The 23,855-nt window shown below is 45.1% G+C and carries 17 protein-coding genes and 2 pseudogenes; 11 read left to right on the forward strand and 8 right to left on the reverse strand.

What is annotated here, in order from left to right; genetic code table 11:
• Nucleotides 1-128 precede the first annotated feature (128 nt).
• The 7 genes from VOR_RS0116030 to mnhG all read left to right on the forward strand — a co-directional run bounded on the left by VOR_RS0116030 (nt 129) and on the right by mnhG (nt 6,799).
• Nucleotides 129-1,070 (forward strand): universal stress protein, encoded by a 942-nt coding sequence (locus VOR_RS0116030; RefSeq protein ID WP_010320700.1) that lies wholly within the window; start codon nt 129-131, stop codon nt 1,068-1,070.
• A gap of 251 nt (nt 1,071-1,321) precedes the next feature.
• Nucleotides 1,322-3,898, forward strand: coding sequence for a hydrogen gas-evolving membrane-bound hydrogenase subunit E (gene mbhE / locus VOR_RS0116035; protein WP_010320701.1), 2,577 nt, complete (start codon nt 1,322-1,324; stop codon nt 3,896-3,898).
• Complete coding sequence (locus tag VOR_RS0116040; RefSeq protein WP_010320702.1) at nt 3,898-4,251, forward strand: Na+/H+ antiporter subunit C; 354 nt, start codon at nt 3,898-3,900, stop codon at nt 4,249-4,251. The genes mbhE and VOR_RS0116040 overlap by 1 nt, the downstream gene beginning before the upstream one ends.
• The gene (locus VOR_RS0116045) at nt 4,248-5,744 is read left to right on the forward strand and encodes a Na+/H+ antiporter subunit D (protein ID WP_010320703.1); all 1,497 of its coding nucleotides are present in this window, start codon (nt 4,248-4,250) and stop codon (nt 5,742-5,744) included. The genes VOR_RS0116040 and VOR_RS0116045 overlap by 4 nt, the downstream gene beginning before the upstream one ends.
• Nucleotides 5,741-6,217, forward strand: a complete 477-nt coding sequence (locus VOR_RS0116050; RefSeq protein WP_010320704.1) for a Na+/H+ antiporter subunit E — start codon at nt 5,741-5,743, stop codon at nt 6,215-6,217. The genes VOR_RS0116045 and VOR_RS0116050 overlap by 4 nt, the downstream gene beginning before the upstream one ends.
• Nucleotides 6,210-6,488 (forward strand): cation:proton antiporter, encoded by a 279-nt coding sequence (locus VOR_RS0116055; protein WP_010320705.1) that lies wholly within the window; start codon nt 6,210-6,212, stop codon nt 6,486-6,488. The genes VOR_RS0116050 and VOR_RS0116055 overlap by 8 nt, the downstream gene beginning before the upstream one ends.
• Entirely contained in the window at nt 6,488-6,799 is a 312-nt protein-coding gene (gene mnhG, locus VOR_RS0116060; RefSeq protein WP_010320706.1) for a monovalent cation/H(+) antiporter subunit G, read from the forward strand. The genes VOR_RS0116055 and mnhG overlap by 1 nt, the downstream gene beginning before the upstream one ends.
• 37 nt (nt 6,800-6,836) lie before the next feature.
• On the opposite strand, the gene VOR_RS0116065 is transcribed toward mnhG, so the two are convergent.
• Nucleotides 6,837-10,580 (reverse strand): M66 family metalloprotease, encoded by a 3,744-nt coding sequence (locus VOR_RS0116065; RefSeq protein ID WP_010320707.1) that lies wholly within the window; start codon nt 10,578-10,580, stop codon nt 6,837-6,839.
• A gap of 722 nt (nt 10,581-11,302) precedes the next feature.
• Here VOR_RS0116065 and VOR_RS0116070 point away from each other — a divergent pair.
• Nucleotides 11,303-12,397 (forward strand): annotated as a pseudogene (locus VOR_RS0116070) (HNH endonuclease signature motif containing protein); the annotation flags it as partial.
• Between the two features lie 83 nt (nt 12,398-12,480).
• Here VOR_RS0116070 and queD read toward each other — a convergent pair.
• Nucleotides 12,481-12,840, reverse strand: a complete 360-nt coding sequence (gene queD / locus VOR_RS0116075) for a 6-carboxytetrahydropterin synthase QueD (protein WP_010320709.1) — start codon at nt 12,838-12,840, stop codon at nt 12,481-12,483.
• A gap of 306 nt (nt 12,841-13,146) precedes the next feature.
• Between queD and VOR_RS18090 the strand changes: the two are divergent.
• The 3 genes and pseudogenes from VOR_RS18090 to VOR_RS0116090 all read left to right on the forward strand — a co-directional run bounded on the left by VOR_RS18090 (nt 13,147) and on the right by VOR_RS0116090 (nt 16,881).
• A pseudogene (locus tag VOR_RS18090) lies at nt 13,147-14,780 on the forward strand (methyl-accepting chemotaxis protein).
• Between the two features lie 154 nt (nt 14,781-14,934).
• Entirely contained in the window at nt 14,935-16,335 is a 1,401-nt protein-coding gene (asnS, locus tag VOR_RS0116085; RefSeq protein WP_010320710.1) for an asparagine--tRNA ligase, read from the forward strand.
• Nucleotides 16,336-16,581: 246 nt separating this feature from the next.
• Nucleotides 16,582-16,881, forward strand: coding sequence for a hypothetical protein (locus VOR_RS0116090; RefSeq protein WP_010320711.1), 300 nt, complete (start codon nt 16,582-16,584; stop codon nt 16,879-16,881).
• A 65-nt stretch (nt 16,882-16,946) separates the two neighbouring features.
• On the opposite strand, the gene VOR_RS0116095 is transcribed toward VOR_RS0116090, so the two are convergent.
• The 6 genes from VOR_RS0116095 to VOR_RS0116120 are packed head-to-tail and all read right to left on the reverse strand — an operon-like array spanning nt 16,947 to nt 23,849.
• Complete coding sequence (locus VOR_RS0116095; protein ID WP_010320712.1) at nt 16,947-18,020, reverse strand: protein-glutamate methylesterase/protein-glutamine glutaminase; 1,074 nt, start codon at nt 18,018-18,020, stop codon at nt 16,947-16,949.
• 34 nt (nt 18,021-18,054) lie between these two features.
• Complete coding sequence (locus tag VOR_RS0116100) at nt 18,055-18,573, reverse strand: chemotaxis protein CheD (RefSeq protein WP_010320713.1); 519 nt, start codon at nt 18,571-18,573, stop codon at nt 18,055-18,057.
• Nucleotides 18,573-19,451: a CheR family methyltransferase gene (locus tag VOR_RS0116105; protein WP_010320714.1), complete on the reverse strand. Its 879-nt coding sequence runs from the start codon at nt 19,449-19,451 to the stop codon at nt 18,573-18,575. The genes VOR_RS0116100 and VOR_RS0116105 overlap by 1 nt, the downstream gene beginning before the upstream one ends.
• Nucleotides 19,435-19,983: a chemotaxis protein CheW gene (locus tag VOR_RS0116110; RefSeq protein WP_010320715.1), complete on the reverse strand. Its 549-nt coding sequence runs from the start codon at nt 19,981-19,983 to the stop codon at nt 19,435-19,437. Before VOR_RS0116110 ends, VOR_RS0116105 begins: the two co-directional genes overlap by 17 nt.
• A 15-nt stretch (nt 19,984-19,998) precedes the next feature.
• On the reverse strand, nt 19,999-21,618 hold the full coding sequence (locus VOR_RS0116115; RefSeq protein ID WP_010320716.1) for a methyl-accepting chemotaxis protein: 1,620 nt from the start codon (nt 21,616-21,618) through the stop codon (nt 19,999-20,001).
• 35 nt (nt 21,619-21,653) lie between these two features.
• Nucleotides 21,654-23,849 carry a chemotaxis protein CheA gene (locus tag VOR_RS0116120; RefSeq protein WP_081480782.1) on the reverse strand — a complete coding sequence of 732 codons (2,196 nt, stop codon included), beginning with the start codon at nt 23,847-23,849 and terminating at the stop codon, nt 21,654-21,656.
• Between the last annotated feature and the right edge of the window lie 6 nt (nt 23,850-23,855).

The following is a 23,855-nucleotide window of genomic DNA, read 5'->3' on the forward strand; positions in this document are numbered from 1 at the left end:
ACGCTATTTTATAGCACTTATAAAATTATAAATAAGATCTAATTTCATCATCACATATAAGTTTACAATTTTTATCTAGGATATAAGCCAGTAAAATGACTACTCTTTAATCAACTAAGGAGCTGGCTATGAAAAAATTTAAGAATATTTTATTTGTAACTCAAGGCTTACCCGGACATAGCGACGCATTAGAGCAAGCAATTCAGCTCGCTTACAACAACCGTGGTCAACTCGCTGGTTTGATTACATTTCCAGCATTTCCTGCCGAACTACAACCCTATCAAGATCCGTATGAGCAATCTTTTCTCATCGGTTTTATGCAAACTATTGATGAATTTCGTTCACAAAATCATATCACTAAAGATGATGTGCCTTTTCCTTTGATGGTTGAACACAACGAACAACCCGCAGTAGGAATGATACAATCGGCGCTCACCAACCATATTGACTTACTGATAAAAGAAGCTGAACCAATGGCTGATGACCAACAAGGTTTTAAAGCTTTGGATATGACACTGCTTAGAAAATGCCCTTGCCCAGTCTGGCTACATCGACCTTTATCTAAACCTAAAGCTAATCATCGTGTTGCTGTCGCCATTGATCCAATCACCACAACGGATCAGCAACATGCATTATCATTACGTTTACTCGAGTTATCACGAACGATAGCTAACACTTGTGATAGCCGCCTGCATATTGTTTCTTGCTGGGAATACTATTTAGAAAACTACCTACATGACCATGTCTGGATCCAAGTGGACCAACAACAGATGGAACAAGAAATCGCACAAGCCAAAGCAAAACATGAACAAGCATTACAGCAAGTTATTGATGAGTCAGGCATTACAGGCGAATTGGTGATACATCACCTGCACGGCAAGCCGGATGAGCAGATTCCTGAATGGGTCACGACAGAGAATATCGATATTCTGGTAATGGGTACTCTAGCAAGGACAGGGATCGCGGGCTTTGTAATTGGTAATACAGCTGAAAATATCGTCCAGTCGATAGAGTGTTCTTTAGTCGCACTCAAACCTGAAGGATTTGTCTCACCAATCCAAACCGAGTAGTTCCAGCATATAACCAGTATTCTCTCGGATGAATTCGACACTATTAAAAATTAGTCTATACTTTTCAAAGTAGTAGATAATTTAACCCGCTCAGAGCACTACCGAAAGGATGCACTGAGCGGGTTTAATATGACTTCGAAGAGGCTGCAATATTGAAGATAGGACTTGATAAGCATACGTCCCCCAAGCAAAACTCACTGTCGGCTGGGTTACTCCCCTTTGCCCTGCTACCCATCATACTATTTGGGCTCGTGTTTTATTGGCACCAAGATGGCGGCGCCGCTTGGCAAGTGGCTTGGGTTCCGGGGCTCGATATTAATCTCAGCTTTAAACTTGATGGACTCTCTTTTCTTTTTGCATCACTGATCACAGGAATCGGTGCGATGATCCAAATCTACGCACTGGCTTATATGAAAGAGAAAGCCGCACGCTTCTCGTTTCACCTCTACCTCACTCTCTTTATGCTCGCCATGCTTGGCGTGGTGGTAAGCGACAATATCTTACTGCTGTTCATCTTCTGGGAACTGACCACCATCACTTCCTATCTGTTGATTGGTTTTAATCATGATAAACCGGTCTCACGCAAAAATGCCCTACAGTCACTTTTAGTCACGGGGGCCGGAGGACTCGCGCTTTTAGCCGGACTGATTTTACTTGGCTTGATGGCCGATAGTTATCAGCTCAGCGTCATCATTGAGCAAGCGGATCACATCGCGACACATCCGTGGTTTATACCTTCGCTGATTTTAGTCTTACTCGGTGCATTCACTAAATCCGCGCAATTTCCATTCCATTTCTGGCTACCTAATGCGATGGCCGCTCCCACACCGGTGAGCGCCTATTTGCATTCTGCCACTATGGTCAAGGCCGGTATTTACTTACTCGCTCGTCTATCGCCAATTTATGCCAGTAGTGATCTTTGGTTTTACTGCCTTATCACCGTTGGTGCAGTCACGGCTCTTTGGTGCACACTGCTGGCATTCAAGCAAACCGATTTAAAACTGATGTTGGCCTACAGCACTAATGTAGCGTTAGGTAAATTAACCCTGCTGCTTGGTTTAGGTACCGAGGTCGCGCTGACGGCCGCCGTGCTGTTTATTTTAGCCCACTCATTTTACAAAGCTGCACTCTTTATGGTGGTCGGCAATATCGATAAAGCGACGGGCACTCGAGAGCGAGAAAAGCTCGGCAACTTAAAATCCGTCTTGCTGCTGAGCCTCATTGCTGCGGTGATTGCCGCTTTATCCAAATCCGGTGTTGCGCCTATGTTCGGATTTTTAAGTAAAGAGTACATGTACAAATCCAGCGTGGAGTCTGGCATTGAGTGGATTACGCTGATCTTATTACTGATTAATTCGCTGATGGTGGCGTTAGCGATAGCATTACTTTACAAACCTTTTTTTGGTCAAGCGACTAAGGAGAGCGAAAGCCACCCACCCAAAGCGATCGAACAGAAAATATCCCTTTGGTTACCCGCGATGGCACTGGCCATCGCCAGTTTCTTGATCCCAATATTTGCCCTTGATTGGCTCAATCAACATTTAGTGATTCCAGCAGTAATGGCAATTGCACCGAGTAGTGTTCCACAAGCCGCAAAATTATGGCAAGGCTTCAATATCCCCCTCGCTTTAAGTGGTATCACACTGGTGCTAGGGGTCGTGCTGTATCTGAACTACGCAACCCTAGTCACATGGCTCGCACGCCTTGTGAAGCCGCTGCCCAAAGCAGAACAAATATTTGATGCCGTACTGGCTTACTTAGCGACATTGGCAAGCTGGCAAACACAAATGCTGCAACAAAAACGCTCAAGCGGTTATATGCTGCTATTTTTTGCCGTTTTAGCCTTAATGCTGCTCTATCAACCTCTTTCGTTGCCATCGACATGGAGCTCCTCCTTGTCCGATATCCATTTTTATGAAGTCGCAATTGCCGTTGCAATGATCGCTTCCGCACTGCTGTGTGTCATGACGACCTCACGCTTACTGTCTGTGTTATCACTAGGCATGGTCGGTTTTATGACAACGTTAGTCTTTATGATTTATAGCGCCCCAGATGTTGCCAAAACCCTCTTGCTGGTCGAAACGCTGATGGTGGTGTTTGTGGTGCTACTGATGCGCCATATGCCCTACTTGTCGACGGTCGTTCGCCATTCTGTACCGCGGCGCACATTGAATGCGGTGATAGCCAGTGTGATTGGTGCATCCGTAACCTTAATCCTGCTCAATATCACGGCGCATCCTATCGATACCACTTTATCTGACTATTTTGCGCAGCAGAGCGTTCCCGGCGGCCATGGCCGCAACATCGTCAATGTCATTTTGGTCGATTTTCGTGCCTTTGATACCTTGGGAGAAGTAATTGTGGTCGTCATGGCGAGCCTTGTCGCGATTAGCCTCTTACCCAAACGAACCGAGCAACCACAGAAGATTCATTCTCTAATCTTTGCCACTACCGCACATATTGTGACCGCCTTGATGCTGATGTTTTCTCTCTATCTGTTGCTGCGAGGACACAATGATCCCGGCGGTGGCTTCATCGGCGCATTGATTGCGGTGATCGGCTTTTCGCTGCTCCTCTTCGCCGAATCGCCCCAATACGTGAGAGATCGTCTCCACTTCTCGCCTCTCAATATTGCCCTGTTTGGCATTCTGCTCAGTTTTATGGCAGGAGCCATGAGTGTCGCGGTCGGTTTACCTTTCCTAACTGGATTATGGTGGAAAGAGATATTACCACTTGGCACCCCACTGCTGTTTGATGTCGGCATCTATCTGGCGATCATCGGCGGTGTCATGAGCATGTTGCTGCGCGTTAAAGAGGAACTCGACTAATGGAAGGATTATGGAGCATTGTTGTCGGTGTTTTTGTCGCCGCCGGTATCTACTTAATGCTAGAGCGACACTTACTGCGCTTATTGTTTGGCCTCATCCTCCTCAGTAGTGCGGTAAACTTGGCCATTTTTACCGCAGGACGCTTAACCCCCGCCTCACCACCATTAATTGAGGTAGGAGCCTTGTTACCCGCTGAAGGTGCAGCTAACCCGCTGCCACAAGCGCTGATTTTAACCGCCATTGTGATCGGTTTTGGCTTACTGGTTTTTGCTTTACTGCTGTTTTACCGAGCTTATTTTGAAACTCGCATCGCGGACGTCGATGAGATGCGCCGCTCAGAGGAGGAAGAATGATTGCCATTGGGTTGACCTTACCCGTTGTGATTTCGCTACTTAGTGCAGTCGCGATCTTTTTTGCGGGGCGTAGCCGTTGGCTGACCAACAGTTTAAGTGTGACCTGCAGTGTCATCAATCTCTTTACCGGTGCTCTACTCACGCTCACCATTTATAGTCATGGCCCAGCTTCTATTGCCTTTGGGCAATGGTCGGCCCCCTTTGGTATTGTTTTTGTTGCTGATTTATTGAGTGTCGCTATGGTCATGGTGACGGCCATTATTGGTTTGGTTAGCGTTATCTATGCGATTGCCGATTTAAGCTCAAAACCCTCATACGCGCGCTATCACGCGCTGTTGCACGTTCTACTGGCTGGTGTGTATGGCGCTTTCTTAACGGGGGATATTTTCAACCTTTATGTCTGGTTTGAAGTCATGCTGATCGCTTCTTTCGGCTTGATGGTGTTGGATGCAAACCAGCAACAAATTGATGGCGCCATCAAATATGTGCTGCTCAATCTCATCTCTACCTTGGTGTTTTTACTTTCGATAGGACTGCTTTACGGTGCCACCGGAACCTTAAACCTCGCAGATTTACATGACAAAGCTCAATCCCTCGCTCCGGAGATGAAAACCATGCTCGCTGGATTGTTATTGTTCGCGTTTTCTATCAAAGCAGCGCTGTTTCCTCTGTTTGCTTGGCTACCGGCGTCTTACCACACCTTGCCGAGCGCGATTGTTGCCCTGTTTGCCGCATTGCTCACCAAAGTCGGTGTCTACGCTTTGCTGCGAGTCTTCACTCTGGTATTTCCGCTCGATAACAGTGGCTGGCAACCGGTCCTGCTGGGGATTGAGGCGCTGACCATGCTCACTGGCGTACTCGGTGCAGCAAGCCAATATGACATTAAAAAGATTCTTTCTTTTCATATCATTAGCCAAATTGGCTACATGATTATGGGGCTAGCCATTTATACCCCTTTGGCCATCACAGGTGCGATTTTTTATGTCATCCACCATATCTTGGTGAAGGGTAACCTATTTCTGATTGGTGGCTTAATTGGCAGAAAGTACGGCACAACCCAATTAACGCAGCTCGGTGGAGTATATAAAGCCATGCCTTGGCTTACCTTTGGCTTCTTGCTCGCCGCATTCTCTTTGGCGGGCTTCCCTCCTCTGTCGGGTTTTTGGGGCAAGTTCCTAGTCATCAAAGCGAGTTTGGCTGCTGAGCTGTATTGGCTTGCCGCGATTGCGCTACTGGTTGGCCTGCTAACGATTTTCTCGATGACCAAAATTTGGAATGAAGTGTTTTGGAAAGATGCCCCTGCCGCTCTACCGCAGGAGACGTTAGCCCGCTCAACACTCGGCCTTTATGCACTGCCGATCCTAGTGCTCACCCTGTTTAGCCTAGTGATTGGTTTGGCTGCGCAGCCGTTTTACCAATTTGCTACCTTAGCCGCAGAACAATTATTAACGCCAACCGCTTATATCCATGCTGTTTTGGGAGGCTCAAAATGATTTATCTCTTCCTCAACCTCTTTCTTGCCACGGCGTGGATGCTGCTCAATGGTGATTACTCCAGCTTGCAATTCTTATTGGGATTCGTGGTGGGGTTTTGGGCACTGCGCCTCAGTCAGCCATTTGGCTTAAAAACCAGTTACTTTCGCCGTTTTAGAGCCATCGCCAGCCTTGCTATCTATTTCCTTTACGAAATGATTGTCTCGGTGATTCGAGTCGCATGGGATGTCGTGACACCAAAGCATCTGAGCGATCCTGACATTGTCTACGTGCCATTAGATGCCCGCAGCGATCTTGAGATTACCCTATTGGCCAACATGGTTTCGCTCACTCCCGGCACTTTAAGTCTCGATGTTAGCGAAGATAGACAGTATTTGATCGTTCACGCAATGTTTGCTCCAGAGCACCAAGCGGTGATTAACGACATCAAAAATGGTCTTGAAAAACGGATACTGGAGGTCACTCGTGGATAACTCATTACCACTGGCGATTCATTTCGCCTATCTAGGGCTTTTGCTTAGCTTGGCAATGGCGTTTATCCGCTTAGTGCTAGGCCCATCGCTCGCCGATCGCGTGGTGGCTCTCGATTTAATTTCCTTTATCACCATAGGTTTTATTGTTGTTTACAGCTTAGACAGTGGTCAGCAGACACTATTGGATATTGCCTTAACCCTAGGCTTAGTGGCTTTCCTTGGCACCATAGCTTTTGCACGATTTATCGCTAAACGAAAAGGAGAACATTAATGTCGATGTTAGCGGCTCTCTTACTGGTTCTCGGCACCTTGTTCACACTATTTGCGAGCCTAGGCATTTTGCGCATGCCCGATCTCTATACTCGCATGCACGCTGCCACCAAAGCCGGTACAGCTGGCTTGTCTTTATTGCTCCTTGCTGTCGCACTCTGTATGCCTGAGACTGGCGTGATATCACGACTGGTCGGCATCATGCTGTTTATTTTTCTGACCGCTCCCGTCGCGGCCCATTTACTCGGTAAAGTCACACTAGAAGCAGGCTATAGTATTTGGCGCAACCGAGGGAATGCTAAAAAGCAATAAAGCCAGTCGTTTGACTGGCTTTGAGTTTGAGCGAGATTTAAAACTGTCCGAGATATTCCCAATGTCCATTGGTTGGATTGGGATCGGTTGGGTAAGGGAAATAACCGTACTTAGTCACTTTCAAGCGGTAGTAGTGGTAGCCACCTCTAAACGCATATTGATAAATATCGTTCACGTTGCCACGCTGACCATCACTGCCCCACACGCCCATCGCGTCTTGTTGATACCATTCCAATAGCATCCGTTCAAAGCTGGCCAGATCGCGATTCAACTCAGTAAGATACTCTTGAATAGAAGAGTCACTGCCTAGCCAAATCCAATCTTGGTTTGGCGCTCCGCGCGTTGGGAATGCCTCCCCTTCGCCCGGACGCTTTTGGATAAAGTAATGGTTTTCACCATCGATTTGCCCAACAAACACCGCATTTTGCTCATTATCCCAAGTGGTTGAGGTACGCTCATCCCATGTCAATAAGCGAGATACACCAAAGTAGCTTTGTACACGCGCTTCAATGCTCACACCAGCCGCTCTATTGAGCTTGATTGGGTTGAAAGCAAAGTTCACATAGCGATCTGCCGAACCTAGATATTTCCAACCTTGATTACTGGTTTGATCGGCCGGGAATGCGCCAGCTTCAAGCGTGCGCATCACAAAGTAGTCGCGCGTACCCGTTTCTGGATTCGGGTAAACATACAACGCCCCCGCACGGCGCTCCGCTTTCGTCACACCATTGTTGAGCACACTTCGCCCATAGTGTTCAGCCACAAAGGCATCAAACTCAGCGATCGTCGCAAAATCCGTGTTCAGCAGAGTTTCATTCTGCGCGAAGGTTGGTGTCATATCGACCACTTGGCTGTAACCGTACTCTTGGCCAATGATGATTGGGCCTTTGAGCTTATCCAGCGGCGGGTTCTGATCTGGCGTGAAATGTGTCAGCGTTGAAGTGCCGTTAAGGTCACTACAGCTCAAACTCACTTGGGTAGGTACACCTTTTTCCATCGATAAGTTAACGTGGAACTTGTTACTTTCGGTCGATTTGTGACGATTGCCGTCCAGTGCGATATGGGTTGAGCCATTGCGATGTTCCACCACTAACTCACAACGACGTTGAGAAGCTAAGGTTCTCGACAACACTTCGCTATTACGAATTTCATAGCTCCAAACACGGCCTTCAGCGTTATTTTTCACGCCTTCGACTTGCTCACAACGCCCATTGCGTACAAAACCTGCCCCGTCATGGCTACCATTATTGTGCGGCTTGTTTAATGTACACAGTTGCACTTCACCAATTTCAGCATTCGGGGTGTAGGTGACATTGCCTGCACCAAATTGCGAAAGTAATTCATACTGCCCTACCGGCGAATCGATCTGATAATCGTTATACCAGCGCATATCTCGGCTACCTTCGCACACGTTACGTTGTGCATTTAAGCCGCCAACAAACGTCGCGCTTTGACCATTGGTATTGGTGTAATCAAAGCGGCAAATTGGCAGTTGTTGCCCATCAATCAATAACGTCTGCCATTGGTTGTATTGGATTTCGGCTTGAGTGAGATCCCCGGCCGCTTGCCAACCTTCTAGCTGATACTCACCTTGCTCTGGCTGTGGCAGCTCAAACACGTTGCCATAATTTGAGTAAACCAGAGGATAGATTTGACTAGGATTCTCATTCTGCGGATCGTAAATACCCAATAAGGTCACTACCGGCACACCCACTTGCTGCGGTTTGGGGGTATCCGTTTCGACTACTTTATAACGTTGCGTCGCCTGATCCCATTGCACATAGCCGCTTGGGCTGTTGCTATCAAGGTTAAAACCGTTGTTCATCCAACGCTGTGCTTTGCGCGACTGAGCCGGATGCTCCAAGGTAAAGCGGCTGATGGTGCCCACGTACTCTTGTTCACCGCCATTTTGCGCATCACGCAGGAAACGGAAAGCATCTTTAAACGGCGGTACAATATCGTCACCTTGCTGTTGGGTGTAGACATCGCCTTTCCAGTGCAGGTTACCAATAAAGCGTTGGTGGAACGCATCCCAACCCCAACCGGACTCCATATCGTGAATCGAGGCCATGTACGGCCAGTGACCTAAACCATAGTTATGCCCAAGCTCATGAGACCACTCGTTACCGGTCGTCGCTTCCAGTGTCACGATGCCGCCGCCACCACTGCCGCCATGAACCACAACTTGAGCTAAATCTGTACCTTCTTTGGTATACACCCCGACGTTGGTGTGTGCGGTAATGTGGTTGTAGCGGCGGTTGTATTGCTGCGAATAACCCGCACTACTCACAATGCCGACGTTGGCGTTGTTGACACCTGTAGAGACCAACGCTTTACCGATCGCTTCACGCATATCGCCGCTGTGCCAACCACCCGTGCTCGCGCTCTTATCGGTGTACACCACACCATTTGGCATAGTGACAACAGGAAAATAGGCAGGAGTGTAGTCAGCCATCACCAATTTAGACGCGGGTATTTTTTGGAAATAATCCGCGGCCAAAGTTGGAAGATTTTGAATCATCGTATTGCGGTTACGCGGTTGAGTCAGCATGCCCATGTCGATATTTTGAATCACCAACTCAGGCGCACCACCAAACTGGATGTCTCCTTGGCTGAGCACACCTTCACGGCCTAAGTTGTCGGTCAAGCGCAGTGATAGACCCGGCTTCATCCAATCCCATTGCAGGGGCAGCGACCATGCATGATGCGAAAACACCACTTTCATGCGGCCATTCTCTGGCTGATCCGACGCGGCCAAAGCACTGGGCGGCAGCATCAGGGTGGTTTGCACTACTTCGCCATCAAGGAACACTTCGGCGCGCACTTGGTTAATCTCCCCACCTTGCTGCGGCGTAAACAGCAGTAAAGCTTCACGGTTCATGATCGCATCGAGATGGCCTTGTCCAGTCAGCTCATTGCCATTGGGCGCAACCGAAGTATGGGTTTGCGTGATGCTCAACCCGCCTTCTAAACTGCCTTGCAAATGGTTCGGGGTTGGGATCTCATCAGCAAAGCCAACACGAGCTTCCTGAGTCGTGAAGCGCACCACTTTCGGCTCGGCGCAATCGACCTGATTGCAGGAACTGAGGGCAATTTCATACTGGGTTTCTGGCTTAAGGTCACCGATAAAAAAGCCCGCAGAAACCGAATCATAGCGGCGAACATCCTTCGCATCACTCAAATTGGTTAAGGTGAGCTGAGTCTTATCGGCTTCATTTTGCCCAAGCCAGTCAAACGACACACCGACATCAGACAAACTCGAAACGGTTAACGAGGTAATCTCTGGCTTCACTAACGCACCACAATCCGAGGTTTCGGTACGATAGATGACATCACGTTGCCAAATGTAGCTACCATCGGCGCGCTTAGACCCGTGTGCCGCAGGAATGTATTCGACAAAACAGCCTTGATCGTCCGGTTGGTAAACACCAAATTCGCGGCTCATCAGATAAAAACCGCCGTCATACATCATGAATTCCCAACTCTGATCGACAAAGTCAATCACGTTGCGATAAGGCGTATCATCGCCGCCTTGATAAGGCAAAAAAGGGAACTGCAGATCATTTTTGTAGCTCAGGCGATAGTCCGTCCCTTTGTAACTGATCCAGCGTTCGCCACTACGCTCAAACACCCCTTCTCCGCGTTCGGCCATCGCTTTAATCGATTCTAGCCGCTCAACGGTTTTTTCGCCGATCTGCACCAGAGTGAGCTCATGTTGCGCCCACGCCGATGTGCTTGCCAATAGCCCAGTTATCAGAAGCGTTAATGGTTTCTTGTCCATGGTTAGATTTCTCATTTTAGTTACCATTCTGGTTATAGTGATGCGGCCTGAATTTCGGCCGCAGTAACCCTCGGAATCTAGCGAATTCATATCGCAATAGGCTCCGGACATAGACAACCGGGTTACAGAGTTATTATTAGTTACCGAATGGCATATCAGTAGTCTCACTGCATCCACAAAGAGATAAGGGTTCCAACTCTATGAAGATAGCTTCTTGACAATGCGAGCCATAGCCCAAAAAAATGCAAACAATCACACATAAAATCAGTGAATAATCACATTAAAATCAATTAAAGATAATGATATATAAGTATTTTTTGTTGTTGAGGACAAAGAAATCACCCACACTCATTGATGGGCATTGAGAAAGTTAAGTGAGCGATTTTTTCACACAGATATTCGCTGATTAGCATCGCGGAAGTCACCGCGAGATAAGCCGCATAACACACATGTAAGCTGCGGGGGGCTTTTTTCTTGAATAACCCACTAAACGTGAGATCTTCGGCATAAATATTGAAATAGCAAATACATAACAAATTAAAATGCGATATAGGTTTAATTTATTGACTGAGCAAATGGTTATCTTAGTTGCGATTTAACCATCCAATGAGAAAATTATGACAACGAAAATTTCATACCTTACCCTACTGGCACTGCTTTGCTCTCCCCTTACCAGTGCGCAGACAGAAAATAGTAACGCTGAACAACCATCAAGCCATGTGACATGTCGCGCTCACAACCTGACTCTGAATTTAACCACCGATCAATACGCTTCTGAAACAAGTTGGGAAATAAAAAACAGCCTCTCACAGGTTATTTATGCGGGTAATAATTACTCAGACTCCACATCTTATAGCCAAGAAATATGCTTATCGGATGGTGAATATCAATTCACCATCCGTGACAGTTATGGTGATGTTATTTGCTGTGGCTCTGGCAATGGTCTTTATTCCTTAGCCAAAGGCTCGGAAATACTGGCCTCTGGTGGAGAATTTCAATACAGCCAATCAAGCAGCTTATTACTTGGTGAATCAACATCACCTGCTAACCATGACTATTATCAAGCCGCGATAGGAAAAACAGGTTTTGAACTAAAAACGGCCTTATACAACATCATAAAGAATCATAATAGCCGCGGTTATTCCGCAATTTGGACACTATTACAAAATACAGACATAGATAACTACTACGAGAATGACGGTTCAGTGTTAGATATCTATTCTGAGAAACCTGACAGCAACGACAGTGTTAGTTTTACTAAAGTCAGCGATCAGTGTGGTCAGTATCGACGAGAAGGCGATTGTTACAATAGAGAACACTCATTTCCTAAAAGCTGGTTTGGGGGCAGCGTTGAGCCAATGAATTCCGACGGTCACCACTTGTTTGCCACAGATGGCTTTGTCAATGCAAAACGCAGTAACTGGCCATTTGGCGAGGTTGGTCATATCACTTATACCTCAAGCAATGGTTCAAAACTTGGCAGTGCAAGCAATACGCTAGGTTATAATGGCACCGTATTTGAGCCTATTGATGAATTTAAAGGCGATCTAGCGCGCGCCTATTTTTACATGGCAACCCGCTACGAGAACCGTATCGGCAGCTGGCAAGGAAATACTGATAACGCTGATGCCATACTTGATGGTACTAGCACCGTGGTTTTTGAAGCTTGGGCTCTGGCTATGCTAAAGCGTTGGCACCAAGAAGATCCAGTGAGTGCTAAAGAACGTCAGCGTAATGATGCCGTTTATCAATTTCAAGGTAACCGAAATCCCTATATCGATCATCCTGAATATGTAAGCCAAATTTGGGGTCATTAATGTATTTATGATGGACAAGTAGATAGGCGCGATAATGACCTATCTACTTGTTGTTTAGTCTGTTGTTCTGAATTATGTGGGTATTAGCCTTTATAAATACAACCCGCTGTGCAGGTTTCTTTAATCTCAACTTTGCTGAGCAGCGGTAAGCTTGGCTTTAATTGTTGCCAAATCCATTTCGCAAGCACTTCACTGGTTGGGTTCTCTAACCCTTCAATATCATTCAAGTAATAGTGATCTAAACGATCATAAATAGGTTTAAATATCGCTTTAATTTCAGAAAAATCAATCACCCAGCCAGTATGAGGGTCAACCTCACCTTCGACATACAGACGAACTAAAAAAGAGTGCCCATGTAAACGGCCGCACTTATGCCCTGCAGGTACATGGGGTAAACGATGCGCGGCTTCAAACATAAACTCTTTGTATAATTCTGTTTTCATCTTGGTTCTCAAGCTTTTAAAAGAGAGGCAATACTAAGGAATATAGACGTACGAGACAAGTTCCTAGACAGCTTTGTTTGCATGGCAAGGCAGATAAAATCATTCGATTGCGCACAATAACACCTCTTCATAACTCAAGCCTTTCAGGCAATATGTTAAGCTACGATATGCAACCAAAATGTGCCACATCACATTTGTTAAACCTATAATATGTATAGAGTCACACTCCAACGACTACAACTTTTGCACTAGTGCATATTAACGCTATATTTACATAGTCATCCTCTCAATAATAATAAAATCATCATGAACTCAACAATTACGTCTAAATTGCTACTTACGCTCATCACAGTTTTTGCTTTTGTATTAACGGTGTCAACGAGCTATCAATATATACAACAGCGTGACCTTCTCAATTCGGTGTTGAGTGAGCAGTTACACGATAAAGCGAGTAACTACTTTGATAGCCTCAATATGATGATGTTGACTGGTACCATGGCTCAGAAAGAGACCTTACGCCAGAAAGCACTCGCACAAGATGGCATCGAACAAGTACGCGTTTTAAGGTCAGAAACCGTCAGTAAATTTTATGGTCCTGGAAAAGAAAATCAAAAGCCACAATAGACGAGATAGATAAACGCGCACTGGCCGGGGAAACCGTTATCGAGCCGTTCAATGCGGTATGGGGAAAAGGATTGGTCGTCGCCTTACCGATGAAATCAAGCCTAGATTACCGAGGCACAAACTGCGTATCTTGTCATATGGCGGAAGAAGGAACCGTTTTAGGAGCCATTCGCCTTGAATATAACTTAAGCCATGTAAACCAAATGATCAGCACCCATACTGTCATTGCCGTTATTATCATGGCTTCCATTGCCTTTATCGGATTTATGATCACGCTTTTTTTGATCCGCAAGATGATTGTTCGCCCCATCCAACATACGTCTCGATTCATGTGTGACATCAGTAAGAGTAAGGATTTATCAAAATGACTTATCAGCACCAAAAAAGATGAACTCGGACAACTCGCGGTCTCCATCAACTCCTTGATGGACACGGTTTCGGACAGTTTGGTAAAAGTGCAAGAGACATCTCATTCGCTTGCCGATTCAGCAAACCAATTAACCGACGTAGCACAAACAACTAACCAAGCGGCAAAAAATCAGCAGCGTGAAACCTCTGACGTCCAACTCAATATTGAAGAGATGCAATCTCAGCAACAGACGGTTAATCAAGCCACTGTTGATGCATCGAAGCTTATTAAACATACCGCCACCGTTGCTCAACAAAGCGCACAGCAAGCGCATACAGCTAGCGAAGACATCAAAGGTTTAGTGAGTGATATCGAATCCGTGAAAGATAAGATCTCTGAGCTTAATAACCAAACCGGACTAGTTTCTTCTATCCTTGAAACGATTAAAAGTATCGCCGAACAAACTAATTTGCTGGCCTTGAACGCGGCAATTGAAGCGGCGCGAGCGGGTGAACAAGGGAGAGGTTTCGCGGTAGTAGCCGATGAAGTGCGAAAACTCGCCTCACGAACGGCAGAAGCGACTGGAAACATTGAGAAAATCATCGCTCAATTTCAGCGAGATAGTGCGACATCACTCGCCTCGGTTGATTTGGTCTGTTCACATGCACATCAACGTTCAAATGAAGTCGAAGTGCTATCTTCCGCAATGAATAATGCCGTACAAGAGATGCAGCAGGTGCTTGATCATGCAAACAATATTCAAGAGCAGACACGAACGACCACACAAGTCAGCCAAGAAATTCAAGGAAAAATCGAAGTTATCACTCGACATGCTGATGATACGTCTCAATCGGCAACGCAAACTCGAGAAATCAGCGTCAATTTAAAACAGCTATCGCAGCGCTTAGAAACATTGATGAATCAATTTACGCTTTCTGCTAAGAATTCGGCCACGAATCGACAATAAAGGTTGATGCGAACGAATTGACAGGTAATATGTGCCATTGAATTAAAAAGTAATAAGCAACCCAATGTTTTGCTTGTTTTTTGTCCACTTTATATAGTGACAATACCTTTGAATATTGGGTTGAATTTTTACCTCAATGGAGACTATATCAAACATGACTTACGCGCCTGTAACAGACGTATTGAGCGGTAAGCTAGCCGTTGACAGTGAAGTGACTGTCCGAGGCTGGATTCGTTCTCGTCGTGATTCCAAAGCTGGAATCTCTTTTCTTGCCATTTATGACGGCTCTTGTTTCGACCCGATTCAGGCCGTGGTCCCTAATAGTCTGAATAATTACAACGACGAAGTGCTAAAGCTCACTACTGGCTGCTCTGTCGAAGTAACAGGTAAGATTGTTGAGTCCCCTGCTTCTGGTCAAGCATTTGAACTGGCAGCAACTGAGGTGAAGGTTGTTGGCTGGGTTGAAGATGCTGAAACCTATCCAATGGCAAAAACTCGCCATTCAATTGAATATCTTCGTGAAGTGTCGCACCTTCGCCCACGCACCAACGTGATTGGCGCAGTGGCTCGTGTACGCAACTCACTTTCTCAAGCCATCCACCGCTTTTACCACGATCAAGGTTATTTCTGGATGTCAGCGCCGCTGATTACCGCTTCTGATGCAGAAGGTGCGGGTGAGATGTTCCGTGTTTCAACGCTGGATTTCGCTAACCTTCCTCGTACTGAGCAAGGCAATGTCGATTTCAATGAAGACTTCTTCGGCAAAGAGACATTTCTTACTGTTTCAGGACAATTAAATGCCGAAGCGTATGCTTGTGCATTAAGCAAAGTATACACTTTTGGCCCAACGTTCCGTGCTGAAAATTCAAACACGATCCGCCACCTTGCAGAATTTTGGATGGTCGAGCCAGAAGTCGCGTTTGCTGATCTAAACGATGTCGCGAAACTGGCTGAAGATATGCTGAAGTATGTCTTCAAAGCCGTTCTTGAAGAACGTCGTGATGACCTTGAGTTTTTTGCTTCGCGTATCGACAAAGAGGCAATTACTCGTCTTGAGCAGTTCGTTAATTCAGATTTTGCGCAAGTAGACTATACCGATGCTGTGAAGATCCTAATCGATTCAGGTCGTAAGTTTGAATTTGATGTTGAATGGGGCATTGATCTTTCTTCTGAACACGAGCGCTTCCTGGCTGAAGAGCACTTCAAAGCACCTGTAATCGTCAAGAACTACCCTAAAGACATCAAAGCATTTTACATGCGTCTAAACGACGATGGTAAAACTGTCGCTGCGATGGATGTTCTTGCCCCAGGTATTGGTGAAATCATCGGTGGATCTCAACGTGAAGAGCGTCTAGATGTACTTGATGCACGTATGATTGAAATGGGCATTGATCCTGAGCACATGAGTTGGTATCGCGATTTGCGTCGCTACGGTACAGTTCCACATGCAGGTTTCGGCCTTGGCTTTGAGCGCTTAGTATCCTACGTGACTGGTATGGGCAACGTGCGTGATGTGATTCCTTTCCCACGTACACCACGCTCTGCAAACTTCTAAAAATCAAACACGATTTTTGTAAAAACCACCGACGTTACACTCGGTGGTTTTTTTATTTCCCCAACAATCACTGTTCACTCTCAATAACAATAGAGTGAATTTCAAATAAACATGAGACCAAAATCACCTCAATTTCATCTTCCTTTGTTACATTTAGTTCAATTACATGATCATGTTCACTCTATTGTGCTATGCAACCGAGTTACATTAACCACATATTCAGATCGATCCATGGCGAGAACTTATATGAAAAAAAATGATGTAGATAATTTGCAGTACAAAGGTGAAACAAACGGTGTCCATGGCTGGATGACTCCTTCGGGTCAACCTTACTACTGGCATCCTGATTGGCTTCATATCGCCGAAGACACTACTGGCTCAAAGCCTAAACAAGCGTTAGAGGTGGCAGAAAATGAGCAAGCAACAAAAAAACACGCCGTGTCAGCCATTTTGAAGCATATCAATAAATGGGCTTCAGAAAAGCTTGCGGAGCACCCTGAAATAGAAAACGAAGCCATCGAATCTCAAATTGGATTAAAAAAGTAGCTACTACGACTTGTTGGGAGGGTCTCAACAAGTCGGTTTCAAATAAAAATAAATGAAGATCTAATCTATAAGTGCCTAGATGAAGCTCGTTGTAATATTTCTTGAGCTATTTGATTGAGTGCCAGTACCGAACAAGCGCCACCACGTTCGATTGCCTCTTTAGGCATACCAAAAACGATGCAACTTGCCTCATCTTGTGCAACTGTATAGGCACCGCTCTGTTTCAACTCCAGTAAACCTCGGGCGCCATCATCCCCCATTCCCGTTAAAATAAAACCGACAGCGTTAGAGCCTGCATGTTTTGCCGCTGAGCGAAAAAGTACATCGACTGATGGTTTATGCCTGTTAACTGCCGGGCCATCTTTAATTTCGACTTGATAATGTGCACCACTTCGATTTAGTTGCATGTGACGGCCACCCGGAGCGATCAATGCCAACCCGGGAAGAACTCGGTCGCCATTCTGTGCTTCCCTAACCTCTATTTGACAAAGCCCATTGAGCCGGTCAGCAAACATCGCGGTAAATTTTTCAGGCATATGTTGCACGATAACAATCCCTGGAGAGACCGCTGGTAATGCTGTTAAGATCGCTTCTAAAGCTTGCGTCCCACCTGTGGATGTGCCAATCACGACCACTTTTTGTGTGGTTTTCAATGTTAATGTCGAGTGATTCGGATTCGGCATTGTTTGCTGTACTTTCTTGAGTACATGAGGTTTGGGTTTAACAATATTTTCTAGCTTTGCTTGTGCGGCGGCACGCACCGCACTTAACATTTCCTGCCGACTTTCTTGTAGAAAATCTTTCAACCCTGCTTTGGGTTTAGTGATAATCGTCAACGCACCAGCTTGCAATGCTTGCATCGTCACGTCCGCGCCACGTTCCGTCAGTGTAGAACAAATAATGACTGGCGTCGGATGCTGCGCCATCAGTTGCTTGAGAAACGTAATACCATCCATACGAGGCATTTCTACATCTAAAATAATCACATCTGGCCATTGAACAGCCATTTTTTTTTGAGCGAATATCGGATCAGAAGCAGGAGTAAGCACTTCAATATCAGGTTCATTACTCAACAAAGCGCTGATCACTTGCCGAACAACCGCAGAGTCATCCACGATTAATACTTTTATTTTTTTCATGTAACGCCTCTATAAGTCGACCCTCAATGGCTGATTAATAAGCTACCTCTCTTGCAGAAGATCGCCCATATTGAACCCAAACATCACCATTTTGGACATCAAAAAATACTTTACGATAACGCTTTCCACCTACATCATTGCGGCTTACTTGAAAACCGTGCTCTTTCAGTAACTGCATACCCAGTCGCACATTTTGTTGTGCAACATTTATCGAAGCGACTTTGCTGTAGTGACCTGCAAACATAGTGCTACCTCCAAATACTTTAACAACACATTCCTTAGGATTGATTTGATGTCGTCGGCACTGAAGGGAAAAATACGCCACAACATCGCTAGCATAATAGCCTTCAGGTTGTTTGGCCTCTTCACCTAGGGCGGAGCGCTGGCTCAACAGATAATGACACATACCCACCAACTGCGTTTTTGGATGCCATAACGTAATGGCAACGCATGAACCCAGCAGCGTATGAATCCAACCTCTGTGATGACCAAAGAATATCTCGCCAGGCATCAAGTTCATAGCCTCTGTTTTAGATAAAAATTCGTTCGCCATTAATCACAAATCCCTCGTTTTTGATAGATAGACGGCTGCAGTAATTGCAAGTCATCGCAGTTGAGTCCGTTTAACGTTTCAGAGTGGCCAATCAACAAAATACCGCCACTCTTCAATCGGCTAATAACGTTACTGATCACCCTTTGTTTGGTATTTTGATCAAAATAAATCATAACATTGCGTAAAAAAATGAGTTCAAAATGACCAAGTTCATCCAACTGATTTTGTAAGTTCGCTAGTTCGAATTTCACTTTTTTTCTTAATGAATTAACCACTTTCAATGTATCATGTTTGGAACCAATCCCTTTTCGGCAATACGTTTTGAGATACGCTTTCGGTATATGTTCATGGCGCAGCATCGGGTAGATACCCTGTGATGCAATTTGCAACACCTGGCTATTAATATCGGTACCGACTATTTGCCATGCCCCTTGATAACGGCTATCCAATAACATTGCCAATGAATAAGCTTCTTCCCCCGTAGAACTTGCAGCGCTCCAACAGCGGATCTGTTTTTTCCCCCATACAGTGAAGAGATGGTGCTGGATGTAAGCAAAATGTGCCTCTTCTCTGAAAAAGTACGTTTCATTGGTGGTCAGTAAATTGATGACTCGTTGCTGCTCAAGTTTGCGTACTTGCTGATCGCTAAATTTGGTCAAATACTCAAAATACTCCCGATACGAACTTATACCGAGCTCCCTTAAGCGTCCGCTTAAACGCCCAACCACCAACGCTTTCTTACTAGGCGTTAGTGCAATACCTGCCGATTGGTATATCCAGCCACGATACAACTCAAAGTCTGCATCACTGATGATGGACATTTGCTTCATGGCTGAATTCCCAAATTGCTGAGATTTGTGCTTAACTTGCAAGTTCATTCTGCTCTTTGACCTGTTCCATCATGGCCAACTCTTCAACAGATAGGACTTTATCCTCCGCTAAAATAATGACAAACTCTTCATCGAATTGAGCCATACCACAAATAAATTCGGTACGGATCTTGGTACCAAAATTAGGCGCAGGCCTCATGAAATTACTTGATATTTCAATGACTTCAGAAACACTGTCAACCATAACACCTAGGTCTTGGCTACGTTCTTCATTCGTTACTTCGATAATGACAACGCAGGTCTTTTTATTCACTTCTTGCGGTTTAAGATAAAAACGCCGAGCTAGGTTAACGACAGGTACCACTTCACCACGCAAGTTAATAATGCCTTGAATGTAGTCAGGCATCATTGGTACCTGAGTTACTTTGCCATACTCTAATATTTCCTTAACATGCAAAATGGTAAAGGCGTACATTTCACCATTGAGCTGAAATGTTAAGTACTGTTGATCTTGTGCCAATTCTGTATTGGACTTAGCCAATATCATCGAGTTAGCGTCAACCGGAATAAGATTAGCCACATTCACCTCCAGACGCTAAAAGCGCACATACTCAGGTTCATCGTCCATAGAAACAAACTCAACATCCTTCTTCTGTTTATGGCGTTGCTGCTCCCGGTGGACTGAGGTTTTGCTTGAGACTTCCCGGCGATGATTTTCCGTTTTGAAGAAGGTCATGAGCAGCTGAAGTTGCTGAGCTTGGCTGCTCATCTCTTCTGAAGTTGACGCAAGCTCTTCTGATGCGGAAGCACTTTGTTGCGTGATACTGTTGAGCTGTTCCATCGCTTGGTTAATTTGTGTTGCACCGGTTGCTTGTTCCATTGAAGCAGCATTGATCTCTTGTACTAAATCGGACGTTCTTTGAATAGAAGGCACCATTTCATCCAGCAGTTTTCCAGCTTGTTCCGCTAAACCAACGCTATTTTTAGCGACTTCACCAATTTCTTGAGAAGCAATCTGGCTGCGCTCTGCCAATTTTCGAACTTCCGCTGCCACCACTGCAAAACCTTTCCCATGCTCACCTGCTCTGGCTGCTTCAATCGCTGCGTTGAGCGCAAGTAAGTTAGTTTGATAAGCAATATCATCGATAATGCCAATTTTTTCAGCAATCGATTTCATCGCTAACACGGTTTTAGCTACCGCCTCCCCACCTTCTTTCGCTTCTTTAGCCGCCTTTCCTGCCATGCTATCGGTCACTTTTGCATTTTCGGTATTTTGCGCGATTGAGGCTGACATCTGTTCTACCGACGAGGTAGTTTGTTCAACACTGGCCGCTTGTTCGCTCGCACCTTGACTTAAGTTTTGTGCAGTCGCCGACACCTCTTCAGAAGCGGAAGCCAATGCGTTACTTGAGCTATTCACTTCACCTACGATGTCTGACAACTTGGCCACCATTTTTTGCATTGCTTCTAGTAGGCGTCCTAGTTCATCGTTTGATGTCACCTCGATTTTTCCAGTCAAATCACCCGCTGCTAAATTATTAGCAATAGATACAGCTTGCTCTAAGGGATTACAAATTCCACGAATTAAGGTGATTGCAAATCCAATACCAATCATCAGGCCCATAACTATAGAAATAATCGCAAGCATATATAAATTGTCATACAATTCGACCTCATAATAATATACACGCTGTGCTTCTTTGGTTTGCAACTGAATAAGTGAATTCAGCGTTTCTTCAACTGGCACATAAAGAGGACGAATTTTTTCTGCTGCAAGTCTCGTCGCCTCGTCTATATCAGAACGGCGTAATGCCTCTAATGTGGGCTCAAGCGCTTGCTCAATAAATATTTTATTTCTATCTTCAAATTGCTTTGCTAAAACGGCTTCTTCTTCGGTAAAACTCGTCTGTCTGAATTCCAACCATATTTCATCGATAGCTTTAAGGTGATTCTCTACAACCTCAATTTGACTTCGAATAATATTGGGTTGAGGATATAACTGTGAAAATTCTAGAGCGATTCGATTGTTCAAAAAGCGAGTTTTAATATCACCTATAGATAGCGCTGGTACAGTTCGGTCATAATAAACCGTTTTTAGGCCATGCAATGTTTTTTGCATGCCATAAAGCCCTAATGATCCGACAATAATGAGTAACAAACTTAAAATGCCAACTAGCATGCTTAGTTTGAATTTGACTGAAATATTTTTAAACATAGCCTATTCCTTTCTGACGATATAATTGAGCCAAGTTAGTGCATTGCTAATAAGCGATGCTTAGACTCTTCCTTCATAATATGTTGCGATAAACTAGCGATATCTAAGATAAGAGCAATATCTCCGCTACCCAAAATAGTCGAACCACTAATTCCTTTAACCCGTGAGAAAATCGGCCCAAGTGGTTTAATTACGGTTTGTAATTCCCCTAATAAATTATCCACGATCAAACCAGCACTTTGTCCAGCACTACTGACCACAACCACATTTTGGCGTTTTGAACAACGTGCAGTGAGGCCAAATTGCGCTCTTAAATCAATTAAAGGCAGCACTTGGCCTCGAAGATTAATATATGGCTTACCTTGGCCATCTTTGAGCCACTTATCATCAAGCTCGACGCATTCTTGAACGGCATCTAATGGCACAACGAAGGTTTCTCTACTTACTTCAATTAAGAAGCCATCAATGATCGCAAGTGTGAGCGGTAATACGATACGGATGGTTGTTCCTTGATTGAGCATACTGTGTATTTCGACTCGACCTCGCAAATCAGTAATATTTCGCTTCACTACGTCCATACCGACACCGCGCCCTGAAATATTGGAAACCTGCTGGGCCGTTGAAAAGCCGGGCTCAAAAATGAGCTGAAAAATCTCGTCATCGGTCACGAGTTGGTTTTCATCAAGTAGCCCTTTTTCAATTGCTTTTGCGCGTAATTTTCCGCTATTGAGTCCTTTTCCATCATCGCTTACGTCGATCACTATATTGCCTGAGTCATGGTAGGCATTAAGTGTTATCGTTCCGTGTGCAGGCTTTCCATTTGCTACGCGTTCTTCTTCTGTTTCAATGCCGTGGTCAATCGCATTGCGTACCAAATGCATCAAAGGGTCACCAATTTTTTCAATAACCGATTTATCTAATTCGGTATCAGCGCCAGTAATGGTGAGTTGAATACTCTTGTTTAACTCCTTCGCCATATCACGGACAACGCGTTGAAAACGGACAAATGTTGCGCCGATAGCCACCATTCTAAGCTGTAGTGCCGCATCTCTGACTTCCTCGAGAAGGCCATTGAGCCGTGCAACAGATTCAATCATTACATTTTCGCCAATTAGCTCCGCCTGTAATGCACTGCCGGCACCTGCGGTGACCAACTCCCCAACTAAATTAATCAAGGTATCTAACTTTTCAGCATCCACTCGCAAGCTTTTTTGCTCTTTGGTGAGTGCCTCTCTTGCCTTGTTCTGTTTATCAACCGCAGCATTGAGCACGAGTGCTAACTGCGCATCGTTTTGAGTCAAAATTTCGCCGATAGGTACTGTATCCGAGTTAACTTCTCGCCGTTCGCTTTGTTGCTGCAATGCGCGCTGCAATTCAGTCTCAGTGAGCGCGCCACAACGAACTAATATTTCCCCAATTCTATAATTTTCATCAGGCATTGATTGAATGTATTCAATGAAGTCGCCCACTTTGGCACTCGGCGGAAAGATTCGAACCTCACCTTCTTCACGAATAAATTCAAATACATCTTCGATTTGTTGTTTAGATGCCGGAGAATAGAAACGGAGTTCAAAACCCAAATAACAGCATTCTGGATCAAAGTTATGCCAATCTGGTAATTTCCGGTCGACAGCCTCGATATAAATAACCTCTCCCAGCGTAGTTAAATAAGAAAGAAAAGAGAGCGGATCCATACCATCTTGGAATGCATGAAGCGGGAAAGTTAAAGAGAGATGCCAACAGAAATTGTCAATCGTAGTGTGATCAGGTTCAGATTCCATAGTTGGTGAATGATTTTCTAGTTCAGATTGGCCTAAAAACTCAGACAATCTGGCCCCTAAGCGCTGTCCGGTAACGTCATCTTCTGATGACTCTTGCCCCGTTTGAGCATCATCAATCAAGCTCACCATGTGATCGCGACACTCAAGCAACAAGGAAATATGCTTTTCATGCAACTTAAGTTGTTCTGAGCGCAATAAATCAAGCAAGCTTTCTACTTTATGAGTAAAACGAACGATCTCATTTAAGTTAAATATCCCTGCTGAGCCTTTTACAGTATGCGCTGCTCGGAAAATTGCGTTTAATCGCTCATTTAAGCCATCAAGATTCCCGTTATCCAGTTCAAGAAGGTCAGATTCCATCCCTTCAAGCAACTCCCTACTCTCATTAAAATAAGTTTGGAGCGCCGCAGCCATCATTTCGTCCATAGTATCTCCCTGGGGCTTCGTCATTAGCTT

Source organism: Vibrio ordalii ATCC 33509 (genome assembly GCA_000257205.1).
GTDB classification, from domain to species: domain Bacteria; phylum Pseudomonadota; class Gammaproteobacteria; order Enterobacterales; family Vibrionaceae; genus Vibrio; species Vibrio ordalii.

Bases quoted from the DNA above. Each gene is read 5' to 3' on its own strand.
- VOR_RS0116115 (WP_010320716.1), bottom strand. From the start codon at position 21,618: ATGTTTAAAAATATTTCAGTCAAATTCAAACTAAGCATGCTAGTTGGC.
- VOR_RS0116030 (WP_010320700.1), top strand. From the start codon at position 129: ATGAAAAAATTTAAGAATATTTTATTTGTAACTCAAGGCTTACCCGGA.
- VOR_RS0116105 (WP_010320714.1), bottom strand. From the start codon at position 19,451: ATGAACTTGCAAGTTAAGCACAAATCTCAGCAATTTGGGAATTCAGCC.
- VOR_RS0116095 (WP_010320712.1), bottom strand. From the start codon at position 18,020: ATGAAAAAAATAAAAGTATTAATCGTGGATGACTCTGCGGTTGTTCGG.
- VOR_RS0116090 (WP_010320711.1), top strand. From the start codon at position 16,582: ATGAAAAAAAATGATGTAGATAATTTGCAGTACAAAGGTGAAACAAAC.
- VOR_RS0116040 (WP_010320702.1), top strand. From the start codon at position 3,898: ATGGAAGGATTATGGAGCATTGTTGTCGGTGTTTTTGTCGCCGCCGGT.
- VOR_RS0116045 (WP_010320703.1), top strand. From the start codon at position 4,248: ATGATTGCCATTGGGTTGACCTTACCCGTTGTGATTTCGCTACTTAGT.
- asnS (WP_010320710.1), top strand. From the start codon at position 14,935: ATGACTTACGCGCCTGTAACAGACGTATTGAGCGGTAAGCTAGCCGTT.
- VOR_RS0116050 (WP_010320704.1), top strand. From the start codon at position 5,741: ATGATTTATCTCTTCCTCAACCTCTTTCTTGCCACGGCGTGGATGCTG.
- VOR_RS0116120 (WP_081480782.1), bottom strand. From the start codon at position 23,849: ATGACGAAGCCCCAGGGAGATACTATGGACGAAATGATGGCTGCGGCG.
- VOR_RS0116065 (WP_010320707.1), bottom strand. From the start codon at position 10,580: ATGGACAAGAAACCATTAACGCTTCTGATAACTGGGCTATTGGCAAGC.
- VOR_RS0116100 (WP_010320713.1), bottom strand. From the start codon at position 18,573: ATGGCGAACGAATTTTTATCTAAAACAGAGGCTATGAACTTGATGCCT.
- mnhG (WP_010320706.1), top strand. From the start codon at position 6,488: ATGTCGATGTTAGCGGCTCTCTTACTGGTTCTCGGCACCTTGTTCACA.
- queD (WP_010320709.1), bottom strand. From the start codon at position 12,840: ATGAAAACAGAATTATACAAAGAGTTTATGTTTGAAGCCGCGCATCGT.